The 21,999-nt window shown below is 58.9% G+C and carries 20 protein-coding genes; 11 read left to right on the top strand and 9 right to left on the bottom strand.

Annotation, left to right across the window (positions count from 1 at the left end):
* Positions 1 to 174 precede the first annotated feature (174 nt).
* Entirely contained in the window at positions 175 to 1,170 is a 996-nt protein-coding gene (locus AC13DD_RS13515; protein ID WP_273083017.1) for a sensor domain-containing diguanylate cyclase, read from the bottom strand.
* A 148-nt stretch (positions 1,171 to 1,318) separates the two neighbouring features.
* On the opposite strand from AC13DD_RS13515, the gene AC13DD_RS13510 reads away from it, so the two are divergent.
* From AC13DD_RS13510 to AC13DD_RS13500, 3 genes are all read left to right on the top strand, one after another.
* The gene (locus AC13DD_RS13510; protein ID WP_412537276.1) at positions 1,319 to 1,927 is read left to right on the top strand and encodes a sigma-70 family RNA polymerase sigma factor; all 609 of its coding nucleotides are present in this window, start codon (positions 1,319 to 1,321) and stop codon (positions 1,925 to 1,927) included.
* Positions 1,924 to 2,652 carry an anti-sigma factor gene (locus AC13DD_RS13505; RefSeq protein WP_008175870.1) on the top strand — a complete coding sequence of 243 codons (729 nt, stop codon included), beginning with the start codon at positions 1,924 to 1,926 and terminating at the stop codon, positions 2,650 to 2,652. Before AC13DD_RS13510 ends, AC13DD_RS13505 begins: the two co-directional genes overlap by 4 nt.
* A gap of 120 nt (positions 2,653 to 2,772) precedes the next feature.
* Positions 2,773 to 3,201, top strand: a complete 429-nt coding sequence (locus AC13DD_RS13500) for a DUF7282 domain-containing protein (RefSeq protein ID WP_219122842.1) — start codon at positions 2,773 to 2,775, stop codon at positions 3,199 to 3,201.
* A gap of 50 nt (positions 3,202 to 3,251) precedes the next feature.
* Here AC13DD_RS13500 and AC13DD_RS13495 read toward each other — a convergent pair whose 3' ends face one another.
* The 4 genes from AC13DD_RS13495 to AC13DD_RS13480 form a co-directional block, all read right to left on the bottom strand.
* On the bottom strand, positions 3,252 to 4,577 hold the full coding sequence (locus AC13DD_RS13495; RefSeq protein ID WP_008175873.1) for a sensor domain-containing protein: 1,326 nt from the start codon (positions 4,575 to 4,577) through the stop codon (positions 3,252 to 3,254).
* Positions 4,574 to 4,810, bottom strand: a complete 237-nt coding sequence (locus AC13DD_RS13490; protein ID WP_412537275.1) for a hypothetical protein — start codon at positions 4,808 to 4,810, stop codon at positions 4,574 to 4,576. The genes AC13DD_RS13495 and AC13DD_RS13490 overlap by 4 nt, the downstream gene beginning before the upstream one ends.
* An 89-nt stretch (positions 4,811 to 4,899) precedes the next feature.
* A complete protein-coding gene (locus AC13DD_RS13485; RefSeq protein WP_482931271.1) occupies positions 4,900 to 6,405 on the bottom strand; it encodes a fibronectin type III domain-containing protein in 1,506 nt (501 codons plus the stop codon).
* Positions 6,406 to 6,750: 345 nt separating this feature from the next.
* Positions 6,751 to 8,031 (bottom strand): NAD(P)/FAD-dependent oxidoreductase, encoded by a 1,281-nt coding sequence (locus AC13DD_RS13480; RefSeq protein ID WP_482931273.1) that lies wholly within the window; start codon positions 8,029 to 8,031, stop codon positions 6,751 to 6,753.
* 184 nt (positions 8,032 to 8,215) lie between these two features.
* Between AC13DD_RS13480 and AC13DD_RS13475 the strand changes: the two genes are divergently transcribed.
* A complete protein-coding gene (locus tag AC13DD_RS13475) occupies positions 8,216 to 9,733 on the top strand; it encodes an aldehyde dehydrogenase (RefSeq protein WP_482931270.1) in 1,518 nt (505 codons plus the stop codon).
* A 68-nt stretch (positions 9,734 to 9,801) separates the two neighbouring features.
* On the opposite strand, the gene AC13DD_RS13470 is transcribed toward AC13DD_RS13475, so the two are convergent.
* Positions 9,802 to 11,166 (bottom strand): glutamine synthetase family protein, encoded by a 1,365-nt coding sequence (locus tag AC13DD_RS13470; RefSeq protein WP_412537272.1) that lies wholly within the window; start codon positions 11,164 to 11,166, stop codon positions 9,802 to 9,804.
* A gap of 345 nt (positions 11,167 to 11,511) precedes the next feature.
* On the opposite strand from AC13DD_RS13470, the gene AC13DD_RS13465 reads away from it, so the two are divergent.
* The 4 genes from AC13DD_RS13465 to AC13DD_RS13450 are packed head-to-tail and all read left to right on the top strand — an operon-like array spanning position 11,512 to position 15,494.
* Complete coding sequence (locus AC13DD_RS13465; RefSeq protein ID WP_482931269.1) at positions 11,512 to 12,618, top strand: polyamine ABC transporter substrate-binding protein; 1,107 nt, start codon at positions 11,512 to 11,514, stop codon at positions 12,616 to 12,618.
* Between the two features lie 3 nt (positions 12,619 to 12,621).
* Positions 12,622 to 13,740 (top strand): polyamine ABC transporter ATP-binding protein, encoded by a 1,119-nt coding sequence (gene potA / locus AC13DD_RS13460; protein WP_482931268.1) that lies wholly within the window; start codon positions 12,622 to 12,624, stop codon positions 13,738 to 13,740.
* Between the two features lie 4 nt (positions 13,741 to 13,744).
* Entirely contained in the window at positions 13,745 to 14,674 is a 930-nt protein-coding gene (locus AC13DD_RS13455; protein ID WP_482931267.1) for an ABC transporter permease subunit, read from the top strand.
* Entirely contained in the window at positions 14,667 to 15,494 is an 828-nt protein-coding gene (locus AC13DD_RS13450) for an ABC transporter permease subunit (RefSeq protein WP_104270238.1), read from the top strand. The genes AC13DD_RS13455 and AC13DD_RS13450 overlap by 8 nt, the downstream gene beginning before the upstream one ends.
* A gap of 24 nt (positions 15,495 to 15,518) precedes the next feature.
* Here AC13DD_RS13450 and AC13DD_RS13445 read toward each other — a convergent pair whose 3' ends face one another.
* Positions 15,519 to 16,409 (bottom strand): LysR family transcriptional regulator, encoded by an 891-nt coding sequence (locus tag AC13DD_RS13445; protein ID WP_459420232.1) that lies wholly within the window; start codon positions 16,407 to 16,409, stop codon positions 15,519 to 15,521.
* 104 nt (positions 16,410 to 16,513) lie between these two features.
* Between AC13DD_RS13445 and AC13DD_RS13440 the strand changes: the two genes are divergently transcribed.
* The gene (locus AC13DD_RS13440) at positions 16,514 to 16,954 is read left to right on the top strand and encodes a DoxX family protein (protein WP_008175901.1); all 441 of its coding nucleotides are present in this window, start codon (positions 16,514 to 16,516) and stop codon (positions 16,952 to 16,954) included.
* A gap of 25 nt (positions 16,955 to 16,979) precedes the next feature.
* Positions 16,980 to 17,753: a DODA-type extradiol aromatic ring-opening family dioxygenase gene (locus tag AC13DD_RS13435; protein WP_104270236.1), complete on the top strand. Its 774-nt coding sequence runs from the start codon at positions 16,980 to 16,982 to the stop codon at positions 17,751 to 17,753.
* 12 nt (positions 17,754 to 17,765) lie between these two features.
* Here the strand turns inward: AC13DD_RS13435 and AC13DD_RS13430 are convergent, their stop codons facing one another.
* A complete protein-coding gene (locus AC13DD_RS13430) occupies positions 17,766 to 20,405 on the bottom strand; it encodes an efflux RND transporter permease subunit (RefSeq protein WP_482931266.1) in 2,640 nt (879 codons plus the stop codon).
* Positions 20,402 to 21,514, bottom strand: coding sequence for an efflux RND transporter periplasmic adaptor subunit (locus AC13DD_RS13425; RefSeq protein ID WP_482931265.1), 1,113 nt, complete (start codon positions 21,512 to 21,514; stop codon positions 20,402 to 20,404). The genes AC13DD_RS13430 and AC13DD_RS13425 overlap by 4 nt, the downstream gene beginning before the upstream one ends.
* Between AC13DD_RS13425 and AC13DD_RS13420 the strand changes: the two genes are divergently transcribed.
* Entirely contained in the window at positions 21,484 to 21,957 is a 474-nt protein-coding gene (locus tag AC13DD_RS13420) for a hypothetical protein (RefSeq protein WP_482931264.1), read from the top strand. The genes AC13DD_RS13425 and AC13DD_RS13420 overlap by 31 nt on opposite strands.
* The last annotated feature ends 42 nt before the right edge of the window (positions 21,958 to 21,999 follow it).

Raw genomic sequence — 21,999 nt, 5'->3', positions numbered from 1 at the left:
GCTGATAACCGTCTTGACTGACTGAATAGAGAGAATCGAGACTCTATTCGGCTGGATATTGTGGATACGTTCTCGGGCCGAACTGTGATTCGACGCGGCGGGGTCACTTGCTCAAAATACTTCTGCCGCGCAGACCCCTAGCAGGTTTTCCTTCCTCACAGCCAAGGCGCCGAGCTATTTCATCATCTGCCCCGACAACTGCAGTTGATCCCGCCCGGCTTTCTTGGCCATATACAGAGCCTCATCGGTCGCGTTGATCAGATCCTCCGGGTTGGAGCCATGCTCTGGCGCGGTCGCCAGGCCGGACGAGAAGCGGACAACCAGATACAGGTTGCCAAGGGTCAGTTCCATGGGGCTGTTCTTTCGACGCCATTCCATCATTCGCTGGTGCGCATCGGCCATGGAAAGCCCCGGCATCATGATCAGGAATTCCTCGCCGCCCCACCGACAAACCACGTCCTCCTTGCGCATGCCATGGGACAGCAGCCGACTGAACTCCACGAGCACCTGATCGCCCGCAGCGTGGCCATGTTCGTCGTTCAACTGTTTGAAGTGATCAAGATCCACCATCATCAGGGTGACCGGGTAGTGCTCACGCTGCGCCCTGCTCAGCTCGCGGTTGAGACTCTCCAGGAGGTAGCGCCGGTTAAACAGATTGGTCAGCGGATCGCGGATAGCCTCTTCCTGCAACTGCTGCTGAAGGCGACGGTTCTCAACCAGCTGAAGCTCCAGGGATTCGTTGGTCTTTTTCAACGCCACTTCGGCATTGCGCCGGGCGGTTATATCCCGGGAGATGCCGCAGATATACACCGTGCTGCCATCCTTGCCCAGCAGCGGTGAAATACTGGTTTCGAAGATGGTCATCGGCGCAGGGTCGAAGCCTTCGGTGGTCTCTTCGTAACGGATCATGTGGCCGGCCGCAATGGCGCGGGTATAGTTATCAACAATCCGCTGATAAAGCTCTGAGTCTGGGATTATTTCATCCAGGAAACGACCGTGAAGCATTGCTTCGGCCTGGTTCATGAACTTGTCCATGGCGTCGTTGCAGTAGACAAGCCGGTATCGCTCACCCTCAAGCCGCAGCAGGAACACATGATCAGACATGGTATCCAGCATGCCCGTGAGGAGATGGATATCGGCTGGCTCAAATTCGTTGACCGGGGATGTCACAGTATAAGGTCCCTGTTTTCCAAACACTGAATCAGGCCTGACTATAGTCTACCCTGCCATAACCGGTAACAGCCTGCTGGTAAATTCCTGTTGAGCAGCGGCGCACCAACCAGTAACCTGCTGATCAGACATCAGAGCCTGAGGCCCCATGAAGCCTGACTCCCATCAGCCGCCAGACAACGCCATCGGCGCTACGAGTTCGCAGTCGCCCTCAGAGACAACTGAGCGTATTGCTGAGCTGATTCACCGCGTGGCTCAGAAAGACCGCCAGGCTTTCGCCCTCCTCTACCAGGCAACTGCCCCGAAACTTCTGGGCACCGTGTTGCGTATCCTCAGAGACAGAGGGTGGGCAGACGATGTTATCCAGGACAGTTATCTCAAAATCTGGCAAAAAGCCAAGCAGTTTCAGGACGGCAAATCCTCGCCGATTACCTGGCTGGTGTCGATTGCCCGTAACGGCGCCATTGATGAGCTGCGCAAACACCCCGCCGGACGCACCACGAACAGCGACGAGCTGGATGAGATGCCAGGCCGGCAGACATCAGCTCAGGAACAGCTGGAAGACCAGCGGGCGGCAAATCAACTGAATCACTGCATCGACCAACTGGAAAAAGACCGACAGGACATGGTGCGCCTGGCCTACCTTAACGGATGGTCCCGGGAGGACCTGGCAAGCCAGTTTGAACAGCCGGTCAACACGGTAAAGACCTGGCTTCACCGCGCCCTGAAACAGCTCAAAAGGTGCCTCGAATCATGACTGAACGCGACGACCTGGACATGCTGGTTGCAGAGTTCGTTCTGGGCACATTGCCAGCCTCGGAGCGGGCCTATCTTGAAAGCCGGCGCAATGAGGACCCGGAGGTGGATGCGCTGATTCTTCAATGGGAAGAGCGCCTGGGTAAGCTGGCCGAGGAAACCGAGCCCGTTCAGCCCTCACCGGCGTTGTTCGCAAAAATCGAGAAGGCTCTGGACCGGGTGGAATCGACGCCTCGCGAGGCTGCCGAAACGTCCAACGTGGTTGCGCTGCGCAGCCAGCTGAACCGCTGGCGCTGGAGCACGGCGATTGCCTCGGCGGCCGCCCTGGTTCTCGTGGCCATTCTGGCGTTCCAGCCGCAGCCCGAGCCTCAAGCCCAGTCGTTTGTTGCGGTTTTCCAGAACAACGATGAGCAGCCGGCCTTCCTGCTGACGGTGGACCTGAAGGAGCAACGGCTCAACATCCGGCCGGTCACCGCCGAGCCAAGACCCGGAAAATCCTATCAGTTGTGGATCAAGGCCGACGAGCTGGGTCCAAACCCCCGCTCCGTGGGCGTTCTGGGCAACGATTTCGCGCTGGATGAAGGGGCGTTGAGCAATTACGACCCTGCCCTGCTCAAGGAGGCCACGTTCGGCATCAGCGTCGAGCCCGAAGGGGGCTCACCCACCGGACAGCCCACGGGACCGGCGATTCACGGTTACCTCTACCCCACCGACGGAAACAATTAATAGGCAGGTGCCAAAAAAATCTTCCGTGCCTGAAACTTTGCGCATCGGCTCCCGTAGCTGCAGTTAACCCGCCCAAAAACAACCCAACGGGCGGGAAACACTGACACTCAGGAGAACGCAATGAACAAGCACGCAAAAACTTCCGCACTTCTGGCCGCCCTCGTTTCCGGCGCTTTCGCAACCGGTTCTGCATTGGCCGCTGAACACAAGGCCGGTGTCTGGACCAACGATCAGTCTGTTGCCAACGGCGTTGTATCCGCCAGAAAGGTGGTTGCCGAGCAGAATGGGTGGCTGGTGGTTCACCGCACCGACGAATCCATGAAGCCGGGCCCTGTTGTCGCCCACGCGCCGTTGCGCAAAGGTATGAACATGGACGTCGCCGCCATCCTGACCGAGGAAGTGCAATCTGGTGACATGCTGATGCTGATGGTTCACAGCGAAGACGGCGGGATGAAAACGGGTATTTTTGAATACACCCTGGGCGCCAAGGAAGACGGCCCGATCAAAAAGGACGGCAAGCTGGTGATGTCGACTATTACCGCGAAATAATCGCTCACGGTCTGGCTGGCTGCATGCACATCTCGCGCAGGCAGCCAGCGCTACTCTGACTGACGCTTGCTCGCGTACATGGCTGCGTCGGCCTTGCTGAACAGCAGCCGGGCGGTTTCACCATCCTCCGGATACACGGCCGAACCGATACTGCAGCAAACGCGAACCGTTTTGCCACCGATGGCAACCGGCAAGCTCAAAATTTCGCGAATCTTGGCTATGGCATTCTCAACTGACTCACGCCCATGAACATCGGTGAGCAGAACGGTAAACTCATCGCCGCCCATCCGTGCGACGGTATCTGTCCCACGGGTGCAGTCCCTGAGCCTCTGGGCCATCTCGATCAACAGTTCATCGCCGGCTTCATGACCCAGCGTATCGTTAATCTGCTTGAAGTCATTCACATCGAGGTACAGCAGCGCCAGCCGCCCCTCGTTCCGGCTGGCTGATCGCAACGCGGTTTCCAGGCGATCGTAGAACAGGGAACGATTGGTTAAACCGGTAAGCCCGTCGTGGTGCGCCAGGAATCGGAGGTTTTCTTCCGAACGCTTGCGCTCTACAACCGTCGCAACCTGGGTTGCCACGAACTCCAGCAGTGACTTGTCGGCCTCATCAAAGGACACGGCCGCTGTACCGCGCTCAATTACCAGGACGCCCATGGTGGACTCGTGAAAAACCAGAGGCACCCCCAGCCAGTTGGCTACCTCCGAGCCGGTTTGAGGGTGCATCCCCAAACCCGGATGCGCCGGATTCCGCACTGCCATAGACGATTTACGGGTGTGGATGACGTCTTCGAGAGCCGATCCCGGGGCCACCTGCCAGTCGATCCAACCGCTCTTCGTGCGCCAGTCGGGCAAGCTGAGCCGACCGGAGTGCGACTGATTGAAACCCAGGTAGAGATCGGACTCGGGGAAAAGCTCACCAATAATTGAATGAACACCATCGCACAAATCGCGGAGCGTCTCTGCCTCGTGAGCTGCTTCGGAGATCCGGTAGAGCGCGTTGCGGGTCTGGTCGCCCCGTCGCAATGCGGTGACATCCCGAGCCACCGCAATCCGGAGACGGTCTTCCTCAGACCAGCGAGCCGACCAGAGGATATGCACGGCATGACCATCCCTGTGCAGGTAGCGATTCTCGAAATCCGTGTGGGTGTGCCCACTCATGACCCTGCGGGCAGCAGCCAGCGTGCGCTCCTGGTCTTCCGGGTGAATGTAGTTCAGCAGCGGTGTTCCGATCATTTCCGAAGGCGAGTAACCGAGCAACCGCTGGCACGCTTCGCTGACAAAAACGATCTGGCCAGACTCGTCCACCACGAAGATCGTGTCGAGTATGAGATTGACCAGCTTGGGATAGAGAGGACTGAAATCGATGGTCACATCCCGTCTCCCTTTACGCCCAGGCGGTCCAGATAGAGATGAAGATCCGCATCGCTCATGTCCACATATTCCAGCACCCTGCCATACAGCATGGCGGTCGGGACATTGCGGCCCTTCAGCTCTTTCTGAGTTTCATGCAGGACGTAAAGAATGATTCTTTCAGTGCGGGTAAGGCCGTCTCTGGCGTCAGGGATCACTTCAAGGAGAGTGCGAGAGTAGTCTGAACCGGCCATGATGTACCTGGTATGGAGCAATGGACCAGCACATAGTAACAGGCTGGCAGCGAAGCCCCCAGAGGGGGTCGCTGCCTTTTACCGCCAAATCAGATCTGTTTGTAGACCACTTCAGACAACCGGCTGCGATTACCATCGGTGTCCAGGGTACGGATAGCGAAGTACCAGGTGCCTTCAGTCAGCTCATCAACCAGCAGTTCGTCGACAGAGGCGTCACCAATGGCCAGGCTCTGGTCGAGGTTTTCAGCGCTGGTACCGTAGACTACCTCGAAGCCTGCAATTTCACCCATGGCCAGGCTGTCGCCATTTTCGCGGGTCAGCGGCGCGGTCCAGCTCAGCAGTGCTGTGTTTGCAGGAGCGGTTTCCTCAGGCGTCGTCTCGGTGACGGGCTCGCTGATTTCAGTGTCTGTTCCTGTGTCCGCTACGGTTTCGTCGGTGGTTGTATCAGTCGTTGTATCGGTGGTTGTATCACCGCCTGACGTCGAGTCACCTGACGTATCGGGCTCAGTTGTACCGGCAACCTGCTCGTCGGTTGAACCTGTTGAGGTATCGGTCGAGGTATCGGTGCTGGTGTCGGTTGAGGTGTCAGTGGTGCTGCCGGAATCAGTTCCAGCGGTTTCATCGCCGCCAGTGGTTCCGTCGGTGGTATCACCGGAATCGGCGACGTCGGCATTGCTTTCTTCGTTAACATCGGCAATGGTTTTGAAGCGCTGTACATTGCGGTGTTCAACAACGGCCAATCTCTGGCTAATGACGCTTGATTCCACTGCATTCTGGAGCTCGGAAGATTGCAATGCGGCGGCGCTAACCAGATCCGCCAGTGCCACGTTGGTTCCATCGCCCATAACGCTGATCTGGCCGTCGGCACTCACCTGCGAGCTGACATCAGCCAACACATCAGAAATCGAATCCCATTGGGCGTTATCGTTGACCAGTGCAAGGAACGCCGCGTTCGCAATCGCCACCTGAATGGCGTCAGCGGATACGCCGGTCATCTCATCCAGATTGGTGAGATCCGGCGGTGTCAGACGCAGGGCGCCAGCCGGAAGGCCGAACCAGGTTTCGACTGTGGTGTAGGCATTGGAAATGGCAACCGGTGAAAGACCGTCACCACTGCGCTCCGCCAGAGTTACAGCCAAGTGGGTCAGTGGCGTGAGGTTTACGGTTTCCATGCGCAGGTCGCCAGCACCACGTAAGCTGAAATTGCTATCAAGGGGCATGCTCTGTCCAAACGCCACAGCCGCGCCGCCAGCCTGATCGCACTGGGGAACAACGTCGCAGATCATGCGGGTACCACCATCAGCGGTGAGCTCAACCAGCGCCCAGCCCTCGGCCTTGCCGCGGAGCTGCCACTCGTAACTGCCGTCGTCTGCCGTCAACACCGGCTTCGCTGCCTGGCGTTGGGGCGCGTAAATGCCGTCCTTGTCCGCAATCAGGCGGTTGGCAACAACCAGCCCCTGCTGGATGACGCCCTTGACCGCTGCGCCGGCAATCTGGACCGTCGGCTCGGCAGTGACCGAGGACTGTGTGGCGGTGTCTTCGTCACCTGAAATGTCCAGACCGCAGCCCGAAAGCAGAACGACCGCAGGTAACATCAGCAGTCCTTGCTTCGTTAGTTTTTTGCCGCAATGTGACATTGTTTCGCACCAATTATTTGACGAATTTGAGCGAATCTTACAGCGGCAGTTTTCGGTTATATGCGGCCCAGTTCCGGATTTTTCGGCGGGATTACGTCAGAAAATTGGCGTTTACGGAGGGATACACGTTGTGATGGAAGGTTACAGCATGGAGCCCGGACTTCCGAACATAGGGCATTGTTTTAGATCCGCTTTTCACAATTCGCTTAAATCCCGGCTGTGGGCCGGGAGCGAATAGCGGGCCGACTGATTACAAATTTAAACGTTGATGAAACGGGTACTGTTTCACAGTTTTCCGGGGACTCAAACGCCCAACCTGTCCCGCAGCGCATAGTACCAGGCTCCAATCGCCGTCAACGGCACCCGGAAGGCGCGCCCACCCGGGAACGGGTAATGCGGCAGGCTGGCGAACGCATCAAACCGTTCCGCCTGATCCTGGATTGCCAGTGCCAATGCCTTGCCTGCCACGTGTGTGAAGGTAACCCCATGGCCGGAGCAACCCTGGGAGTAGAACACGTTCTCGTGCAAGCGCCCGAGCTGTGGCAGGCGCGACAGGGTCAGCAGGAAATTGCCGGTCCAGGCGTAATCGATCTTCACATTCGCCAGTTGCGGGAAGGTTTTCAGCATATTCGGGCGAATCAGCCGTTCGATGTTAGCCGGGTCGCGGGCGCCGTAGACCACGCCACCGCCGTAGATCAGGCGGTTGTCACCCGACAGCCGGAAGTAGTCCAGGAGGTAGTTGCAGTCTTCGACGCAGTTGTCGTTCGGCAGCAACTGCCTGGCAACGGCCTCCTCCAACGGCTCGGTAGCAATAATCTGCGAGCCGCAGGGCATGGATTTGGCCCCAAGCTCCGGCACCAGGCCGCCAAGATAGGCGTTGCCCGCCAGGACAACCGTTTGCGCCCTCACCTCGCCCATGTCGGTTTTAACGGTTACGGTTTTACCGGGGGCGATGCTCGCTACCGTGGAGTGCTCGTGAATCACGCCGCCGCGCGACTCGAGGGCCGCGGCTTCGCCGAGAGCCAGATTGAGCGGATGAATGTGGCCGCCGGTGTGATCAATGGCGCCGCCGACATACTGTTCCGTGCCAACCCGGGAACGGATGGCACTCCTATCCAACAGTTCCAGTTGGTCGTAACCGAACCGGCGCCACAGCGCTTGCTGAGATTCCAGGTGACTGAGCTGCTTTGGATTGAGCGCTGCGAAAATACCGCCTTCTTTCAGGTCGCACCGAATGCCGTAACTCTTCACCCGCTGGCGAATGATCTGGCTGCCCTCAAAGGCCATCTCGGACAGCAGTTTCAGGTGGTCTTGAGAGGTCTGTCGTTCGATGCTGTCCAGATCCCGGCTGAAGCTGTTAACGATCTGGCCGCCATTGCGCCCCGAAGCACCCCAGCCGACCGTCGCTGCCTCCAGAACCACCACCCTGAAGCCGGCTTCCGCCAGGAACAACGCTGTCGAAAGGCCGGTGTAGCCGGCACCGACGACGCAAACATCGGCCTCGCAAGCTCCTCGCAGCGCCGGGCGCACAGGGGCCGGATTGGCGGAAGCTGCGTAATACGAGGGAACCGGGGGATACTCGATCATTATGTGACGCCAGAAAAGGTGATAGAGACGTTCAGGATCAGGCTGCAACGATGCGCGCCGCAGGAAGTCTATGCCAGCGCCGCGCGTTCGGAAAGACACGTTCTTATACCTATATCGCGGGCGGCGCCTGGGGATAAAAGTGCTGCTATGATTGCTCAACTCTACAGCCTGCGAGGCGTCCATGAATCAACCCGTCAGCTCTTCCACACCGACCAGCCAGGCCGAATGGCAGGCCCTGGCCACAAACCTCACTCTGGAGGGCCGCGCCTATCTGAACGGCGCCTATCAATGGGCGGCCAACGGCGAGACGTTTACCTCGGTCAGCCCGATTGACGGGCGCGAGCTGGCCTCTATTGCCAGTTGCGATCAGAGCGATGCCGACCAGGCCGTTATGGCTGCCCGCTCAGCCTTTGATGCGGGCATCTGGAGCCAGCTGGCACCGGCAAAACGCAAGGCGGTGCTGCTCCGGTTCGCTGAGCTTATCGAAGCCCACGGCGACGAGCTTGCCCTGCTGGAAACACTGGATATGGGTAAACCCATCAACCACGCCAGAAACGTGGATGTGCCGGCCACCGCCCGGGCAATCCGCTGGACCGCCGAGGCCATCGACAAGGTCTACGGTGAACTTGCCCCCACGCCTCACAACCAGATCGGCATGATCTCCCGTGAGCCGATGGGTGTGGTGGCGGCCATCGTGCCCTGGAACTTTCCGATGATTATGGCGGCCTGGAAAATTGCCCCGGCCCTGGCCACTGGTAATTCCGTCATACTGAAACCCTCCGAGAAATCGCCCCTGAGCGCCATTCGCCTGGCCGCCCTGGCCGGGGAAGCGGGCGTTCCCGCCGGCGTTTTCAATGTGCTTCCAGGCTATGGTCACACCGTGGGCAAGGCCCTGGCGCTGCACATGGACGTGGACTGCCTGGTGTTTACCGGGTCCACGAATGTGGCCAAACAGCTGATGATCTACGCCGGCCAGTCCAACATGAAACGGGTATGGCTGGAGGCCGGTGGCAAGAGCCCCAACATTGTCTTTGCCGATGCGCCAGACCTGAAAAAAGCCGCCGCCGAGGCAGCCAGCGCCATTGCCTTCAACCAGGGCGAGGTGTGCACCGCCGGCAGTCGCCTGCTGGTTGAGAACAGCATTCGCGCAGAGTTTATCGAGCTGATTCGCGAAGCCCTGAAAACCTGGCGCCCCGGCCACCCGCTGGACCCGGCAACGACTTGCGGCGCCATTGTGGATCAGGGGCAGCTGGATCGCATTATCGACTACATTGGCATTGGCCAGTCGGAAGGCGCACGCCTGGTGGAAGGTGGCCAGAGGATCATGGAGGACACCGGCGGCCTGTTTGTTCAGCCCACGGTGTTTGACGGGGTGAATAACCAGATGCGCATTGCCTCCGAGGAGATCTTCGGGCCGGTGCTTTCGGTGATCGGGTTCGATACCGCTGATGAGGCCATCCGCATTGCCAACGATTCCATTTATGGCCTGGCCGCGGCGGTGTGGACCTCCAATATCAATACCGCTCACAAGGTGGCCAAGGCCCTGCGGGCCGGCAGCGTGTGGATCAACCACTATGACGGTGGCGACATGACAGCACCCTTCGGTGGCTTCAAGCAGTCTGGTAACGGCCGCGACAAGTCGGTCCACGCCTTCGACAAGTACACCGAATTGAAATCGACCTGGCTGGTTCTGGAGTAAAGGGAAAAGAGCCACTTCGCAGATGCAAACGGCGCCTTCAAGGCGCCGTTTTTTTATCCCGGAATTGATCAGACCGTGTGCAGGTACCAGAGATATTCGAGATCGGAGATGGTCATCTCGAATTCGTTCAGTTCATGCTCCTTGCAGGCGACGAACACATCCAGAAACTGGCTGCCGAGATAATCGGCCATCACTTTCGATTGCCCCAGCTCCCGCAAGGCATCCCGCAGGTTATTCACCAATGAGGCTTCGTGCTGTTCATGGGCATTACCCACGGTGACCGGTGGTGGCTCTATCCTGTTGGAGATGCCGTAGTGAATACCCGCCAGCACCGCAGCCATCAGCAGATACGGGTTGGCATCGGCACCGGCGACCCGATGCTCAATCCGCAGGGCCTCCGGATCACCGCCCGGCAGACGCAGCGATGCAGTGCGGTTGTCCACGCCCCAGGTGGCGGCGCTGGGCACGTAGTACTCCGGACTGAACCGGCGGTAGGAATTGATATTGGGGCAGAACAAGGCCATGGCGTCGTTCATGGTGGCGACCAATCCACCCACGGCCCAGCGCAGCATGTCGTTTGGCTGCTCGGCGTCGCCGGCAAACACGTTACGGCCTTCGCCATCCACCAGGCTCACGTGCAGGTGCATGCCACTGCCGGCCTGGTTATGATAAGGCTTGGCCATGAACGTGGTGTCCATTTCATGGTCGTAGGCCATGTTCTTGATCAGACGCTTCAGCAGAGTGGCGTGGTCGCACGCCTGCACCGCGTCATCGACGTAGTGCAGGTTGACCTCAAACTGCCCGGGCGCGGACTCGGCTACCAGCGCATCCGCCGGCAATTCCTGCTCATGGGCGGCATCCAGCACGTCCGCCAGGAATTCTGCGTATTCGTCCAGATCATCAATGGAATAGGCTTGCGTGCCCGCCGGGCGTTTGCCAGAGAGGGGTGATTTGGGTGGCTGAGGGCGACCGGCGAGGTTTTCCTGGTCAATCAGGTAAAACTCCAGCTCAAAGGCCGCCACAGGAGTCAGACCCAGTTCCTCGAAGCGCTTAATGATGTTCTGCAAGACCACCCGCGGATCTGCGAAAAACGGTGTCTCGCGATCCAGCTCATACATGGTCAACAGAAGTTGCGCAGTGGGCCGCTTCTGCCAGGGTTCCATAGTGAGGGTATTTTCAATGGGCAGACAGACGCGGTCTGCCTCGCCAATATCCAGGCCGAGGCCGGTTTCTTCCACCGTAGTGCCCTGAATGTTCAGGGCAAAGATGGACGCCGGCATAGCCACACCGCGCTCAAACACCTTCGCCAAAGCAGACGGGTCTACCCGCTTGCCGCGAACAATGCCATTCATATCCGGGATCAGCAGATCAACAAACTGCAGTTCGGGGTGTGCCTGAAGGAACGAGTCGGCACTCGAAGAACCAGAAGCCATAAGGGAAGCCATCCACAACGCAAACAGGCCTGGTGCCGAGGAGCCGGCGCAGGGGTTTCAACACTCCTTTATCCCGCTTTCCGGGGTGTTTGGCAAGATAGGGACATACCACAAATCCCGGAGTAAAATTTTTATAGCGCAACCCCGCATCTCATGATAAATATCGCGAGAATTCGGCAGGTTCCCCACCGCCGTTTCCAGGACAAGCCTTAAAGGAGTCAAAAGGCGGCGACCGGTTCTTCCCGGGACAACAGCCACCTGCGGCCACCCTCAGCAGACCTGCACAACACCGCGTGCGTCCTGCACGTTTTGTATTTATCCCTTTTGAGTGAGGGACATCATCCAATGTTGAAGTTGTGTAAGCCACAGGCGCTGGCCGCCTCTGTTGCGTTGTCTCTGTGTGCCTCTTCCGCGTTTGCCGCCGAGGAAGTGCGTGTCTACAACTGGTCCGATTACATCGCCGAGGATACCCTGGCGAAGTTCACGGAAGAAACCGGCATCAAGGTGATCTACGACGTTTACGACAGTAACGAGATCCTCGAAGCCGCCCTGCTTTCCGGTCGTTCCGGCTACGATCTTGTTGTGCCGTCCAACCACTATGTGGCCAAACAGATTTCTGCCAACGCGTTTGTGGCCCTGGACCACAGCAAACTGTCGAACATGGGCAACCTGAACCCGGACCTGATGGACGATCTGGAAAAGGTGGACCCGGGTAGCCAGTTCGCCCTGCCCTATCTCTGGGGCACCAATGGCTATGGCTATAACGAAGGCCGTATCCAGGAAATCCTGGGTGACAGCGCCCCCACCGATTCATGGGCCCTGGTATTCGATCCTGAAGTCACCGGCAAACTTGCCGCCGGCGGCTGCGGTATTGCCATGCTGGATTCGGGTGAAGAGATGGTCCGTGCGGCAATGGCCTACATCGGCCTGGACCCGAACAGCAACAACGCCGACGACATCAAAAAAGGCGGTGAGGTGATCAAGGCCATTCGCCCGAACGTCACCTACTTCCACTCGTCCCGTTACATTGGCGATCTGGCCAACGGTGATCTGTGTGTGGCTGCCGGTTACTCCGGCGACATCCTGCAGGCCGCTGCCCGCGCCGAGGAAGCCGGGAACGGCAACGTGATCCGCTACACCATTCCCAAAGAGGGTGCGGTGCTGTGGTTCGACATGATGACCATCCCGGCCGGCGCGCCGAACGTGGAGAACGCCCACAAGCTGATGAACTTCCTGATGCGCCCGGAGATCATTGCGGACGTGACCAACTACGTGTGGTACGCCAACCCGAACAAGCCGGCCAACGAGTTTGTTGATCCGGAGATTCTGGGCGACAACAGCATCTACCCCACCGATGAAGTGATGAAGAAGCTGTACATCATGGAAGGTCGGCCTCAGGACGCACAGCGTCTGATGACCCGCACCTGGACCAACGTGAAGTCTGGTCGCTAAGCGGTGGAAAACGGCAACAACACCTCCGCGCAAGCGGAGGTGTTACTCAGCATTCGGGGCATTTCCAAAAGCTTTGATGGCACGCTGGCCGTGGACAATGTGAACCTGGACATCCACAAGGGCGAGATTTTCGCCCTGCTGGGTGGTTCCGGTTCCGGCAAATCCACCCTGCTGCGCATGCTCGCAGGTTTTGAAACGCCCAACGCCGGCACCATCGTGCTCGACGGCCAGGACGTTACAGCTCTGCCCCCGTTCCTGCGGCCGACCAACATGATGTTCCAGTCCTATGCCCTGTTCCCCCATATGACGGTGGAGCAGAACATTGCCATGGGCCTGAAACAGGACAAGCTGCCGAAAAGCGAAATTCGCGACCGGGTGGCCGCCATGCTGAAGCTGGTCAAGATGGAACCCTATGCCCGGCGCAAACCCCAGCAGCTTTCCGGTGGTCAGCAGCAACGGGTTGCTCTGGCCCGCTCACTGGCCAAACGTCCAAAACTGCTGTTGCTGGACGAGCCCATGGGTGCCCTGGACAAGAAGCTGCGTACCGAAATGCAGCTGGAACTGGTGGAAATTCTGGAGAACGTGGGTGCCACCTGCCTGATGGTGACCCACGATCAGGAAGAAGCCATGACCATGGCCAGCCGGATAGCCATCATGGCCCAGGGCCGGATTGCCCAGATCGGCTCGCCGATCGACATCTACGAGAGTCCGAACAGCCGCATGACAGCGGAATTCATTGGCTCGGTGAATATCTTCGAGGCTCATATCCGGGAAGACGAAGCCGACAGCGTTACGCTGACCAGCGACCTGCTGGACGCCCCGATATTTATCGATCGCGGCGTAACCACCCCGGCGGAAAGCACCGCAACACTGGTGGCCCTGCGTCCGGAGAAGATCTACCTCACCTCTGACAAACCGGACGAAGAGCACAACTGGAGCTGCGGCACGGTGGACAATATTGCCTACCTGGGCGACATCACGTCCTACTACGTGAAACTGGCCAGCGGCAAACGCGTTCAAGCCACCATGGCGAATGTGGAACGCCGTGGCGAGCGGCCAACCTGGGGTGACAGGGTATTCGTATCCTGGGAAGCCTCCAGCCCCATCCTGCTCTGGAACTGAGCCAATGAGACGGAAACTTTTACCCACCCCTCTGACCGAGCGGGTGCGTGCAGTGCTGTTTAATCGCCGGGTGGTGTTCGGTATCCCGTTCCTGTGGCTGCTGCTGTTCTTCCTCCTGCCTTTTGCGCTGGTGCTGAAGATCAGCCTGACCTCGGCGGTGATGGCCATCCCCCCTTACGAGCCTGTATTCCGGTGGGTGGACAACACCCTCTCGGTGGTGGTGAACATTGGCAACTACCTGTTCCTGCTTTCGGACAGCCTGTATGTCGCCGCCTATTGGGGGTCGGTGAAGACAGCATTCCTGGCAACGGTGGTGTGCCTGCTCATTGGCTACCCCATGGCCTACGCCATGGCCCGTGCTCCAAAACATTGGCAACTGGTGTTGCTGTTGATGGTAATGCTGCCCTCCTGGACCTCGTTCCTGATCCGGGTTTATGCGTGGATGGGCATCCTCGGCAATCAGGGGCTTCTGAACAGTTTTCTGATGTGGTTGGGTTTTATCGATCAGCCGCTCAAGATGCTGAACACCAACTTCGCGGTGGTGCTGGGCATTGTCTACGCCTATCTGCCATTCATGGTGCTGCCCATTTACACCAACTTGGTGAAGTTGGATGTGCGCCTGCTGGAGGCGGCATCAGACATGGGCTGCCGCAGCCTGACCACCTTCTGGGCCATTACCCTGCCCCTGTCGAAGGCCGGCATTCTGGCCGGTTCCATGCTGGTGTTTATTCCCGCGGTGGGCGAGTTCGTTATCCCGGAACTGCTGGGCGGGCCGGATACGCTGATGATCGGCAAGGTGTTGTGGGAGGAGTTCTTCAACAACCGCGACTGGCCGGTGGCGTCTGCCCTGGCGATCGTGATGCTGTTGTTGCTGCTGGTGCCGATTGTGCTGTTCCATCGGTTCCAGGCCCGGGAGATGGAAAAGCATGGTTAAGTCCCGCTCCTTCAGTTTCTCCAAAGTGATGCTGGTTCTCGGCCTGCTGTTCCTGTACCTGCCAATGTTCGTGCTGATCGTGTATTCGTTCAATGCGTCCCGGCTGGTGTCGGTGTGGGCCGGCTTCTCAACCCAGTGGTACGGCGAGCTGTTCCGGGATGAGCAGATTCTGTCGGCGGTGTGGATGAGCCTGCGGATTGCCTTCTACTCCGCCAGCATGGCGGTGTGCCTGGGCACGCTGTGTGCGTTCGTGATCACCCGGTTCAAGAAGATGCGCGGACGCACACTGCTGTCCAGCATGATTACCGCGCCGCTGGTTATGCCAGAGGTCATCACGGGCCTGTCGCTGCTGCTGTTGTTCGTGCAGATGGCCCAGACCATCGGCTGGCCGGTGGACCGTGGCATGGCCACCATCTGGATTGCCCACACCACCTTCTGTAGTGCCTATGTGGCGGTGGTGGTGTCGGCCCGGTTGCAGGAAGTGGACCGCTCCATTGAGGAGGCGGCCATGGACCTGGGCTGTACGCCACTGAAGACCTTCTTCGTGATTACACTGCCAGTGATTGCTCCAGCGCTCGTATCTGGCTGGCTGCTGGCGTTCACTCTGTCGCTGGATGATCTGGTGATTGCCAGCTTCGTTTCCGGGCCGGGTGCAACAACACTGCCGATGGTGGTGTTTTCCTCCGTGCGGATGGGGGTTTCGCCGAAGATCAACGCGCTGGCCACCCTGATCATCGTGGCTGTATCGCTGATTGCATTTATCGCCTGGTATCTGATGCGCCGGGCGGAACGCAAACGGCTGCAGACACCGGACGCCTAGCGTCCGGAAGCCCCGCTCGCGCCCTCACAGGGCATCGGGAAAGGCAGAGACAAGGTAGTCAACCAGCGCACGGACTTTGGGCGTAACGAACTTGCGGGTGGGATAGACGGCGTAAACGCCCAGCTCGGTGGAGCGATACTCTGGCATCAGCTCCACCAGCCGCCCGGCTTCCAGGTCTTTATGAACCAGAAAGCCGGGCTGCAGCACGATGCCCTGGCCGGCCACGGCAGCGCCGCAGCAGGTTTCGCCATTATTGGCGTACATCCATGGTCTTACCCGCACGCTTATTGCGCCATCGGGGCCTTCAAAAGGCCAGTCATTGCCGGTCGTGAAGTTGCTGTAGCCGATAACTCTGTGGCTGAACAGGTCTGCCGGTTTCGCTGGGGAGCCGTGAGTGGCAATGTAATCCGGCGAGGCGCAAGCCATCAGCCGGGTGGAGGTTATCCGTCGGCTGACCAGTGTAGAGCTTTGCAGTGTGGCAATCCGGATGGCCAGATCAAAGCCTTCCTCGACGATGTCCACCAGCCGGTCTGAAAGGTCGATGGACAGCTCCACATCCGGGTAGCGGGCGTGAAACTCTCCCCACAAAGGCGCCAGGTGGCTGATTCCGAAGCTGACCGGCGCATTCACTCGTAACGTGCCCCGTGCGACATCATTGCGGGAGGTGATTTCCGCTTCGGCCTCCTCAACGCCAGCCAGTAACTCCCGGCATCGGACATAGAACACCTCCCCTTCTCCCGTCAGCGACAGCCGGCGGGTGGTCCGCTGCAACAGCCGAACCCCTAGACGGGTTTCCAGCTCGCTGACATAACGCGAGACAGCGGCCTTGGACATCCCCAGATTCTCCGACGCAGCCACAAAGCTCCCCGCCTCAACCACGGTGCAGAACGTCTGCATCTCCAGCAATCGATCCATTGTTTCATTTTCCGGAACAGTTAATTCATTAAAGCCACGTTTATCCCTTTTATTGATATTTGTAAAGTACCCACATGCTCACAACACACCCAAGGAGATTCATCATGAACAACGCATTCCTGAACAAACTGATCGCCACTGACGCAGGCTGGGGCGCTCTGGCCCTTCGAATTCCCGTCGGTATCATTTTCGCCGCTCATGGCGCCCAGAAACTGTTTGCCTGGTTTGGCGGCTATGGCCTGGAAGGCACAGGACAATGGATGGATTCCATCGGGCTGAGTCCCGGCTACCTGATGGCCTTGTTGGCCGGCGGTGCGGAATTCTTTGGTGGCCTGGCTCTGATCATCGGCCTGCTGGTTCGCCCCGCCAGCGCGGTACTGGCATTCGCCATGCTGATCGCCATTTTCAGCGTTCATATCGGCAACGGCCTGTTCATGAGTAACAATGGTTACGAGTTTGGCCTGGCCTTGCTGGCCGTATCGGTATCCCTGGTATTCAGCGGCGCAGGCCGCGCGTCCATTGACCGCGCGATTGCAGCCCGATAACCACCGCAACCCGGAGGAGCAAATCATGAGTCTGTTTGTTTCCCACGGCGCTCCCACCTTTGCGCTGGAGCCGGGCCTTGCTGGCCCGGCCCTGACAGAGCTGGGCAAACGCCTGACCCGGCCCGCAGCTGTGCTGGTGGTTTCACCACACTGGATGACGGAAGAAATCCGGGTAGGCGTCTCGGAAACACCCGAGACGATTCACGATTTTCGGGGTTTTCCACCCGAACTCTATAACCTCGACTATCCGGCACCAGGCCATCCGAAACTTGCGCGAACTGCTCTGGCGTTGTTGGAGGCAGGGGGCTGGAAGGCCAGTGCTGACGAGACCCGGGGGCTGGATCACGGGGCCTGGGTGCCAATGATGCACCTGTTCCCTGATCATTCGGTTCCGGTATTCCAGGTTTCGATGCCAACGGATCTTGGGCCTGCGTCTGCCTGGCGGTTGGGCCAGGCCCTGCAGCCGCTCGAGCATGATGGTGTGCTCATCATCGGATCAGGCAGCCTTACCCACAATCTGTATGAGGTTCGCTGGGGTGACCCGAACGCATCCGGGTATGCGAGGGAATTCACGGATTGGGTCCGTGCCAAAGTGCAGGACGGCGACCATCAGCAACTGATAGCAGCGTTGGAGGAGGCCCCCCATGCCAAGCGGGCGCACCCAACCACCGAGCATTTTCTACCTTTGCTGGTGGCCGCCGGTGCAGCCGGGGAGCAGCAACCCGGCGGGCTGATTGATGGCGGGATCGAACACGGTGTTCTGGCCATGGATGCTTTCGTTTTTCAGCACCCAGCCTGAACGGTCAGCGAACTACGCTGCCGGTTGGCGGCGGTCCCGAACAGACTGGATCCATTTGTAAAATACCGGGACCAGCAATGTGCCCAGAACGGTGGCGGCAACCATGCCACTGAGAACCGTAATACCGAGGCTTACCCGGCTTGCAGCCCCGGCGCCACTGGCAAAGCCCGCTGCCGCCTCCCCGGAGATGGTTACCGAGCGCTTCAAGTTGAAATGCTGGATGCTTGAGGGCCCGAGCACAGGCTGGAGCGAAGCCAGCGTGGTCAGTGGCACCATGTCGCCATCCCGGTTGCGGACAAAGTAATGGGACAGGTCCTCCGGACGCTGCCGGAACTCGCCTTCGGCCTGAAGAAGTACGCGGTAGTTCTTGCCGAAACGGGTGAAGTCATTCACGTAGAGCGAGCCGAGCTGGGTCTGCAGGGTTGAGAAGATATCGGAGAGCTCAATACCCAGGGCCTTGGCTTTATTCCTCTCAACCTCCAGCAGATATTGCGGAATGTTCGCGCGATAGGTGCTGTATACCCGGGATAGTTCTTCCCTCTGGTTGGCCTCATAGATAAGGCCATTCATAACCTGCGCCAGTTCGGAGACGTCCCTGCCCTGATTGTCCTGCAGACGGAAATCGAAGCCGGATGAGGTTCCCAACCCGGGGATCGGAGGCGGATTGAAGACCATCACCTGTGCCTCGGGGATTGTCCAGAGCCTGGAATACAGTCTGGGAATGACCGCCCCCAGACCCAGACTGGCATCTTCCCTTTCTTCCCAGTCTTTCAGCATTACAATGCCAAGGCCATTGTTTGAGGATGCGCCACCCAGCAGCGAGAAGCCGGATACCGTAATGAAGTCAGTTACTGCCGGGTCTTCCAGAACCATGTCCGTTACTTTGGTTAGCACGGCTTCCGTGCGCTCCAGGGAAGCAGCATCGGGCAACTGCACATCCACGAACAGGAAGCCCTGATCTTCCGGCGGGACGAACGCCGAAGGCACTGATTTGAACAGGCCGGCACCGGCAACCAGAATCACCACCAGGGCAACGCCAACGAGCGCCCCTTTGCGCAGGAGCTGCACCACCAGCTTCGAGTAGCCGCTGGTGGTCCGCGTAATCAGTACCTCGAAAGGCCGGAGCCAGCCAATGGCTTTGTCCCCGCTCCTGCCAAGCAGCGCAACGCACAAGGCCGGGCTCAGTGTCAGCGCATTGATTGAGGAAATGATCACGGCCACCGAAATGGTGACCGAGAACTGCTGGTAGAGCTTGCCGGTGATCCCGGGCATGAAGGCAACAGGCACGAACACGGCCAACAAAACCAGCGTGGTGGCAATCACCGGCCCTGTGACCTCCGCCATCGCCTTGGTGACCGCCTCGCGTATTGGCAGCTTCTCCTCAGCAAGAATGCGTTCCACGTTCTCGATAACCACAATGGCGTCATCCACCACAATGCCAATCGCCAGAACCAGTCCGAACAGCGTGATGGTGTTGATGGAATAGCCAAGCACCGACATAACCGCAAAGGTGCCGATCAGAGAGACCGGGATCGCGATACTGGGAATCAGCGTGGCCCGCCAGTTCTGCAGGAACAGGAACACCACCAGGATCACCAGGCCGACGGCCTGGAACAGGGTAACGATGACTTCGCTGATGGAGCGGCTGATAAACTCCGTGGTGTCGTAAAGTACGGTGTGATTCACACCCTCCGGAAAACTCGCGGACGCCTCATCAACCAGTGCTTTTACCCGTTCCGCGACCTCCAGAGCATTGGCATCGGGCAGCTGGTAGATCACCAGGAATGCCGTGTCCTGATTGTTAAGTTTCGCGGTGGAGGTATAGGAACGGGAGCCCAGTTCGATACGCCCGACGTCCCTGAGGCGCACAAAGCCGCCATCAGGCCTGGAGCGGAGAATGGTCTGGGCGAACTCGTCGGGATCTGACAGGCGTTCCCGGGTCTGGATACTGTAGACAAACTGCTGGCCCGCAGGCACGGGCGGCTGGCCGAGTTTGCCGGCCGCGACAATCTGGTTCTGCTCCCGGAGCGCAGCGGCAACCTCCGCAACGGTCACATCCAGCGAGGCCATCCGGCGGGGATCCAGCCAGACTCGCATGCTGTAGTCTTTCGCGCCCATCACTTCCGCCGACCCTACCCCTGGCACCCGACCAAGGGCTTCGACAAGGTTATTGGAGGCGTAGTTGCTGAGGAAGACGCCGTCGAGATCCGGTCGCTCGGAGGTCAGGTTAATACCCATCAGCATGTTGCCAGCCTGCTTGCTGACCACCACGCCCTGTCGACGGACTTCATCGGGCAAAAACGGTTCCGCCAGGGCAACGCGGTTCTGGACGTTTACCTGGGCAATGTCTGTATCGGTGCCGCTCTCGAAGGTAAGGGTGATTTTGGCCGTGCCATCGCTGGACGCGGTGGATTCAATATAGATCATGCCCTCCACGCCGTTCAGCTGCTGCTCGACCGGCCGGATAACCGCCTCCTCCACCACTTGGGAACTGGCGCCGGGAAGCGAGGCGTTCACCTGGATCTGGGGCGGGGCCATGTCCGGATACATGTTGACCGGCAGAATGCGTAACGCCAGCAACCCGGCCAGGGTGATCAGGATGGAAATAACAAACGCAAACTTCGGTCGATGAATAAAAATCCGGCTGATCATTGGCCAGCCCCACCCATCTGGATGAGCGCTCCGGTTTGCTGATCAATCTGTTTTTCAACGGGACTGACCGTAACCCCGGGTCGCACTTTCTGCAGACCCTCGACAATCACCCGGTCACCGGCTTCGAGCCCTGAACTAACGACCAGCAGCGCGCCCTCCCGGGAGCCGGTCTGGATAAAATGCTGGGCAACCTGGTTCTGGTCATCAACCACCAGAACAAACTTGCCTTCAATGGTTTCCTGAACCGCCACTTGAGGAACGAGCACCTGCGGTTCTCCGGACTGCCCCTCAACCCGGAGCGTTACGTACAGGCCCGGCACGAGCACCGCGTCGGGATTGGGAAAGACCGCTCGCATCGCAACGGTGCCGGTGCTGGCGTCCGTCTGCACGTCGGCGAAATCCAGCACACCAGCCTGCTCATAGCGTTCGCCATCTGGTAGGGTAAGATAGAGCCCCAGGGATCTGGATAGCGCTTGAGCAGATTCCGCTCCCCGGCGGCGGAAGTTAATAAAGTCAGCCTCATTGATCTGGAATTCGACGTAGACAGGGTCGGTCACCTGGATAGAGGTTATTGCTCCAGAAGAGGGACTGACCACGGCTCCTACGTCATAGTTCAGGCGGCCGATCCAGCCATCAAAGGGTGCTCGTATTTCAGCGTACTCGAGGTTACTTCCTGCCTTCTGAACGGCCGCCTGGGCAGCCTGAAGGCGGCTTTCAGCTGCGCTGAAGCGGTCTTTGAGTTTGTCCAGGTCTGCAGCCGACAGGAAGCCTTTCTCCGACACTTCTTCCCCTCGTTTCAGATTTCGGCTCGCAGAATCCACTTCGGCGCGGGCCGCAGCCAGTTCAGCATCAGCCTGTTGGAGATCAGCGCTTGCGCGAGTGTCCTCAAGCCGGATCAGGAGCTCGCCCTGGCTGACTTTCGCGCCCTCGGTAAAAAGAATTTCCCGGATTTCCGCTTCTATACGCGGCGTGATATCCGCTTTGGCGGAAGCGGCCGTTCTGGCAACAAACTCCCGGGAAGGCCGGATTTCACTGGCCTCAAGCACCACCACAGAAACGGCAACGGGATTGATTTGCTTTGGCTCCTGAGGCTCAGAACACGCTGTCACTGGGCGTTGACGATCCCTGCGCCTCACTTAAAGGCATCGTTGCTGATTACCCCTCTGGTTTTGAGGCTTACCGTGGCAGCTCCAATAGTTTTAGCTCGGTAACTGTCTACAATGCCAAAGAACAGATAATCCGCGGACACTGCGAAGTCTGGAGCTGGGCCAATAACGACAGCGCCTACGTCTGCTCCGGCAATACTCCCAACGACGAGGTGGCGACCACCAGGTACAACACGGCTGTAAACTGGATGGGGCAGTGCCTGGGTGATAGCTGGTCAAGCACGGAAGGGGAAAGAACGAGGGATGGGATGAATGCAGGAATGGTCACCCGGTTCAGCGCGGCTGAGGCTGGGAAACCGAATGTATCGGTTCACAAGGTGGCCTTCCGCGGCGATTCAGCGGTTTATGTGTATGTGGGTACACCCAGTCGTTTGGCGGAGTTCTAACCCGAGAAACCCTGCCAGTTGAACAACAAAAAGGGCCACCCC

It is taken from the genome of Marinobacter sp. L-13 (assembly GCF_056857715.1).
This window is presented reverse-complemented; position numbering and strand designations above follow the sequence as displayed.

Excerpts from the sequence above, each read along its gene's own strand:
- AC13DD_RS13430 (WP_482931266.1), bottom strand. The coding sequence starts at position 20,405 with ATGATCAGCCGGATTTTTATTCATCGACCGAAGTTTGCGTTTGTTATT.
- AC13DD_RS13465 (WP_482931269.1), top strand. The coding sequence starts at position 11,512 with ATGTTGAAGTTGTGTAAGCCACAGGCGCTGGCCGCCTCTGTTGCGTTG.
- AC13DD_RS13470 (WP_412537272.1), bottom strand. The coding sequence starts at position 11,166 with ATGGCTTCTGGTTCTTCGAGTGCCGACTCGTTCCTTCAGGCACACCCC.
- AC13DD_RS13450 (WP_104270238.1), top strand. The coding sequence starts at position 14,667 with ATGGTTAAGTCCCGCTCCTTCAGTTTCTCCAAAGTGATGCTGGTTCTC.
- AC13DD_RS13505 (WP_008175870.1), top strand. The coding sequence starts at position 1,924 with ATGACTGAACGCGACGACCTGGACATGCTGGTTGCAGAGTTCGTTCTG.
- AC13DD_RS13500 (WP_219122842.1), top strand. The coding sequence starts at position 2,773 with ATGAACAAGCACGCAAAAACTTCCGCACTTCTGGCCGCCCTCGTTTCC.
- AC13DD_RS13445 (WP_459420232.1), bottom strand. The coding sequence starts at position 16,409 with ATGGATCGATTGCTGGAGATGCAGACGTTCTGCACCGTGGTTGAGGCG.
- AC13DD_RS13440 (WP_008175901.1), top strand. The coding sequence starts at position 16,514 with ATGAACAACGCATTCCTGAACAAACTGATCGCCACTGACGCAGGCTGG.
- AC13DD_RS13475 (WP_482931270.1), top strand. The coding sequence starts at position 8,216 with ATGAATCAACCCGTCAGCTCTTCCACACCGACCAGCCAGGCCGAATGG.
- AC13DD_RS13435 (WP_104270236.1), top strand. The coding sequence starts at position 16,980 with ATGAGTCTGTTTGTTTCCCACGGCGCTCCCACCTTTGCGCTGGAGCCG.
- AC13DD_RS13455 (WP_482931267.1), top strand. The coding sequence starts at position 13,745 with ATGAGACGGAAACTTTTACCCACCCCTCTGACCGAGCGGGTGCGTGCA.
- AC13DD_RS13485 (WP_482931271.1), bottom strand. The coding sequence starts at position 6,405 with ATGTTACCTGCGGTCGTTCTGCTTTCGGGCTGCGGTCTGGACATTTCA.
- AC13DD_RS13490 (WP_412537275.1), bottom strand. The coding sequence starts at position 4,810 with ATGGCCGGTTCAGACTACTCTCGCACTCTCCTTGAAGTGATCCCTGAC.
- AC13DD_RS13510 (WP_412537276.1), top strand. The coding sequence starts at position 1,319 with ATGAAGCCTGACTCCCATCAGCCGCCAGACAACGCCATCGGCGCTACG.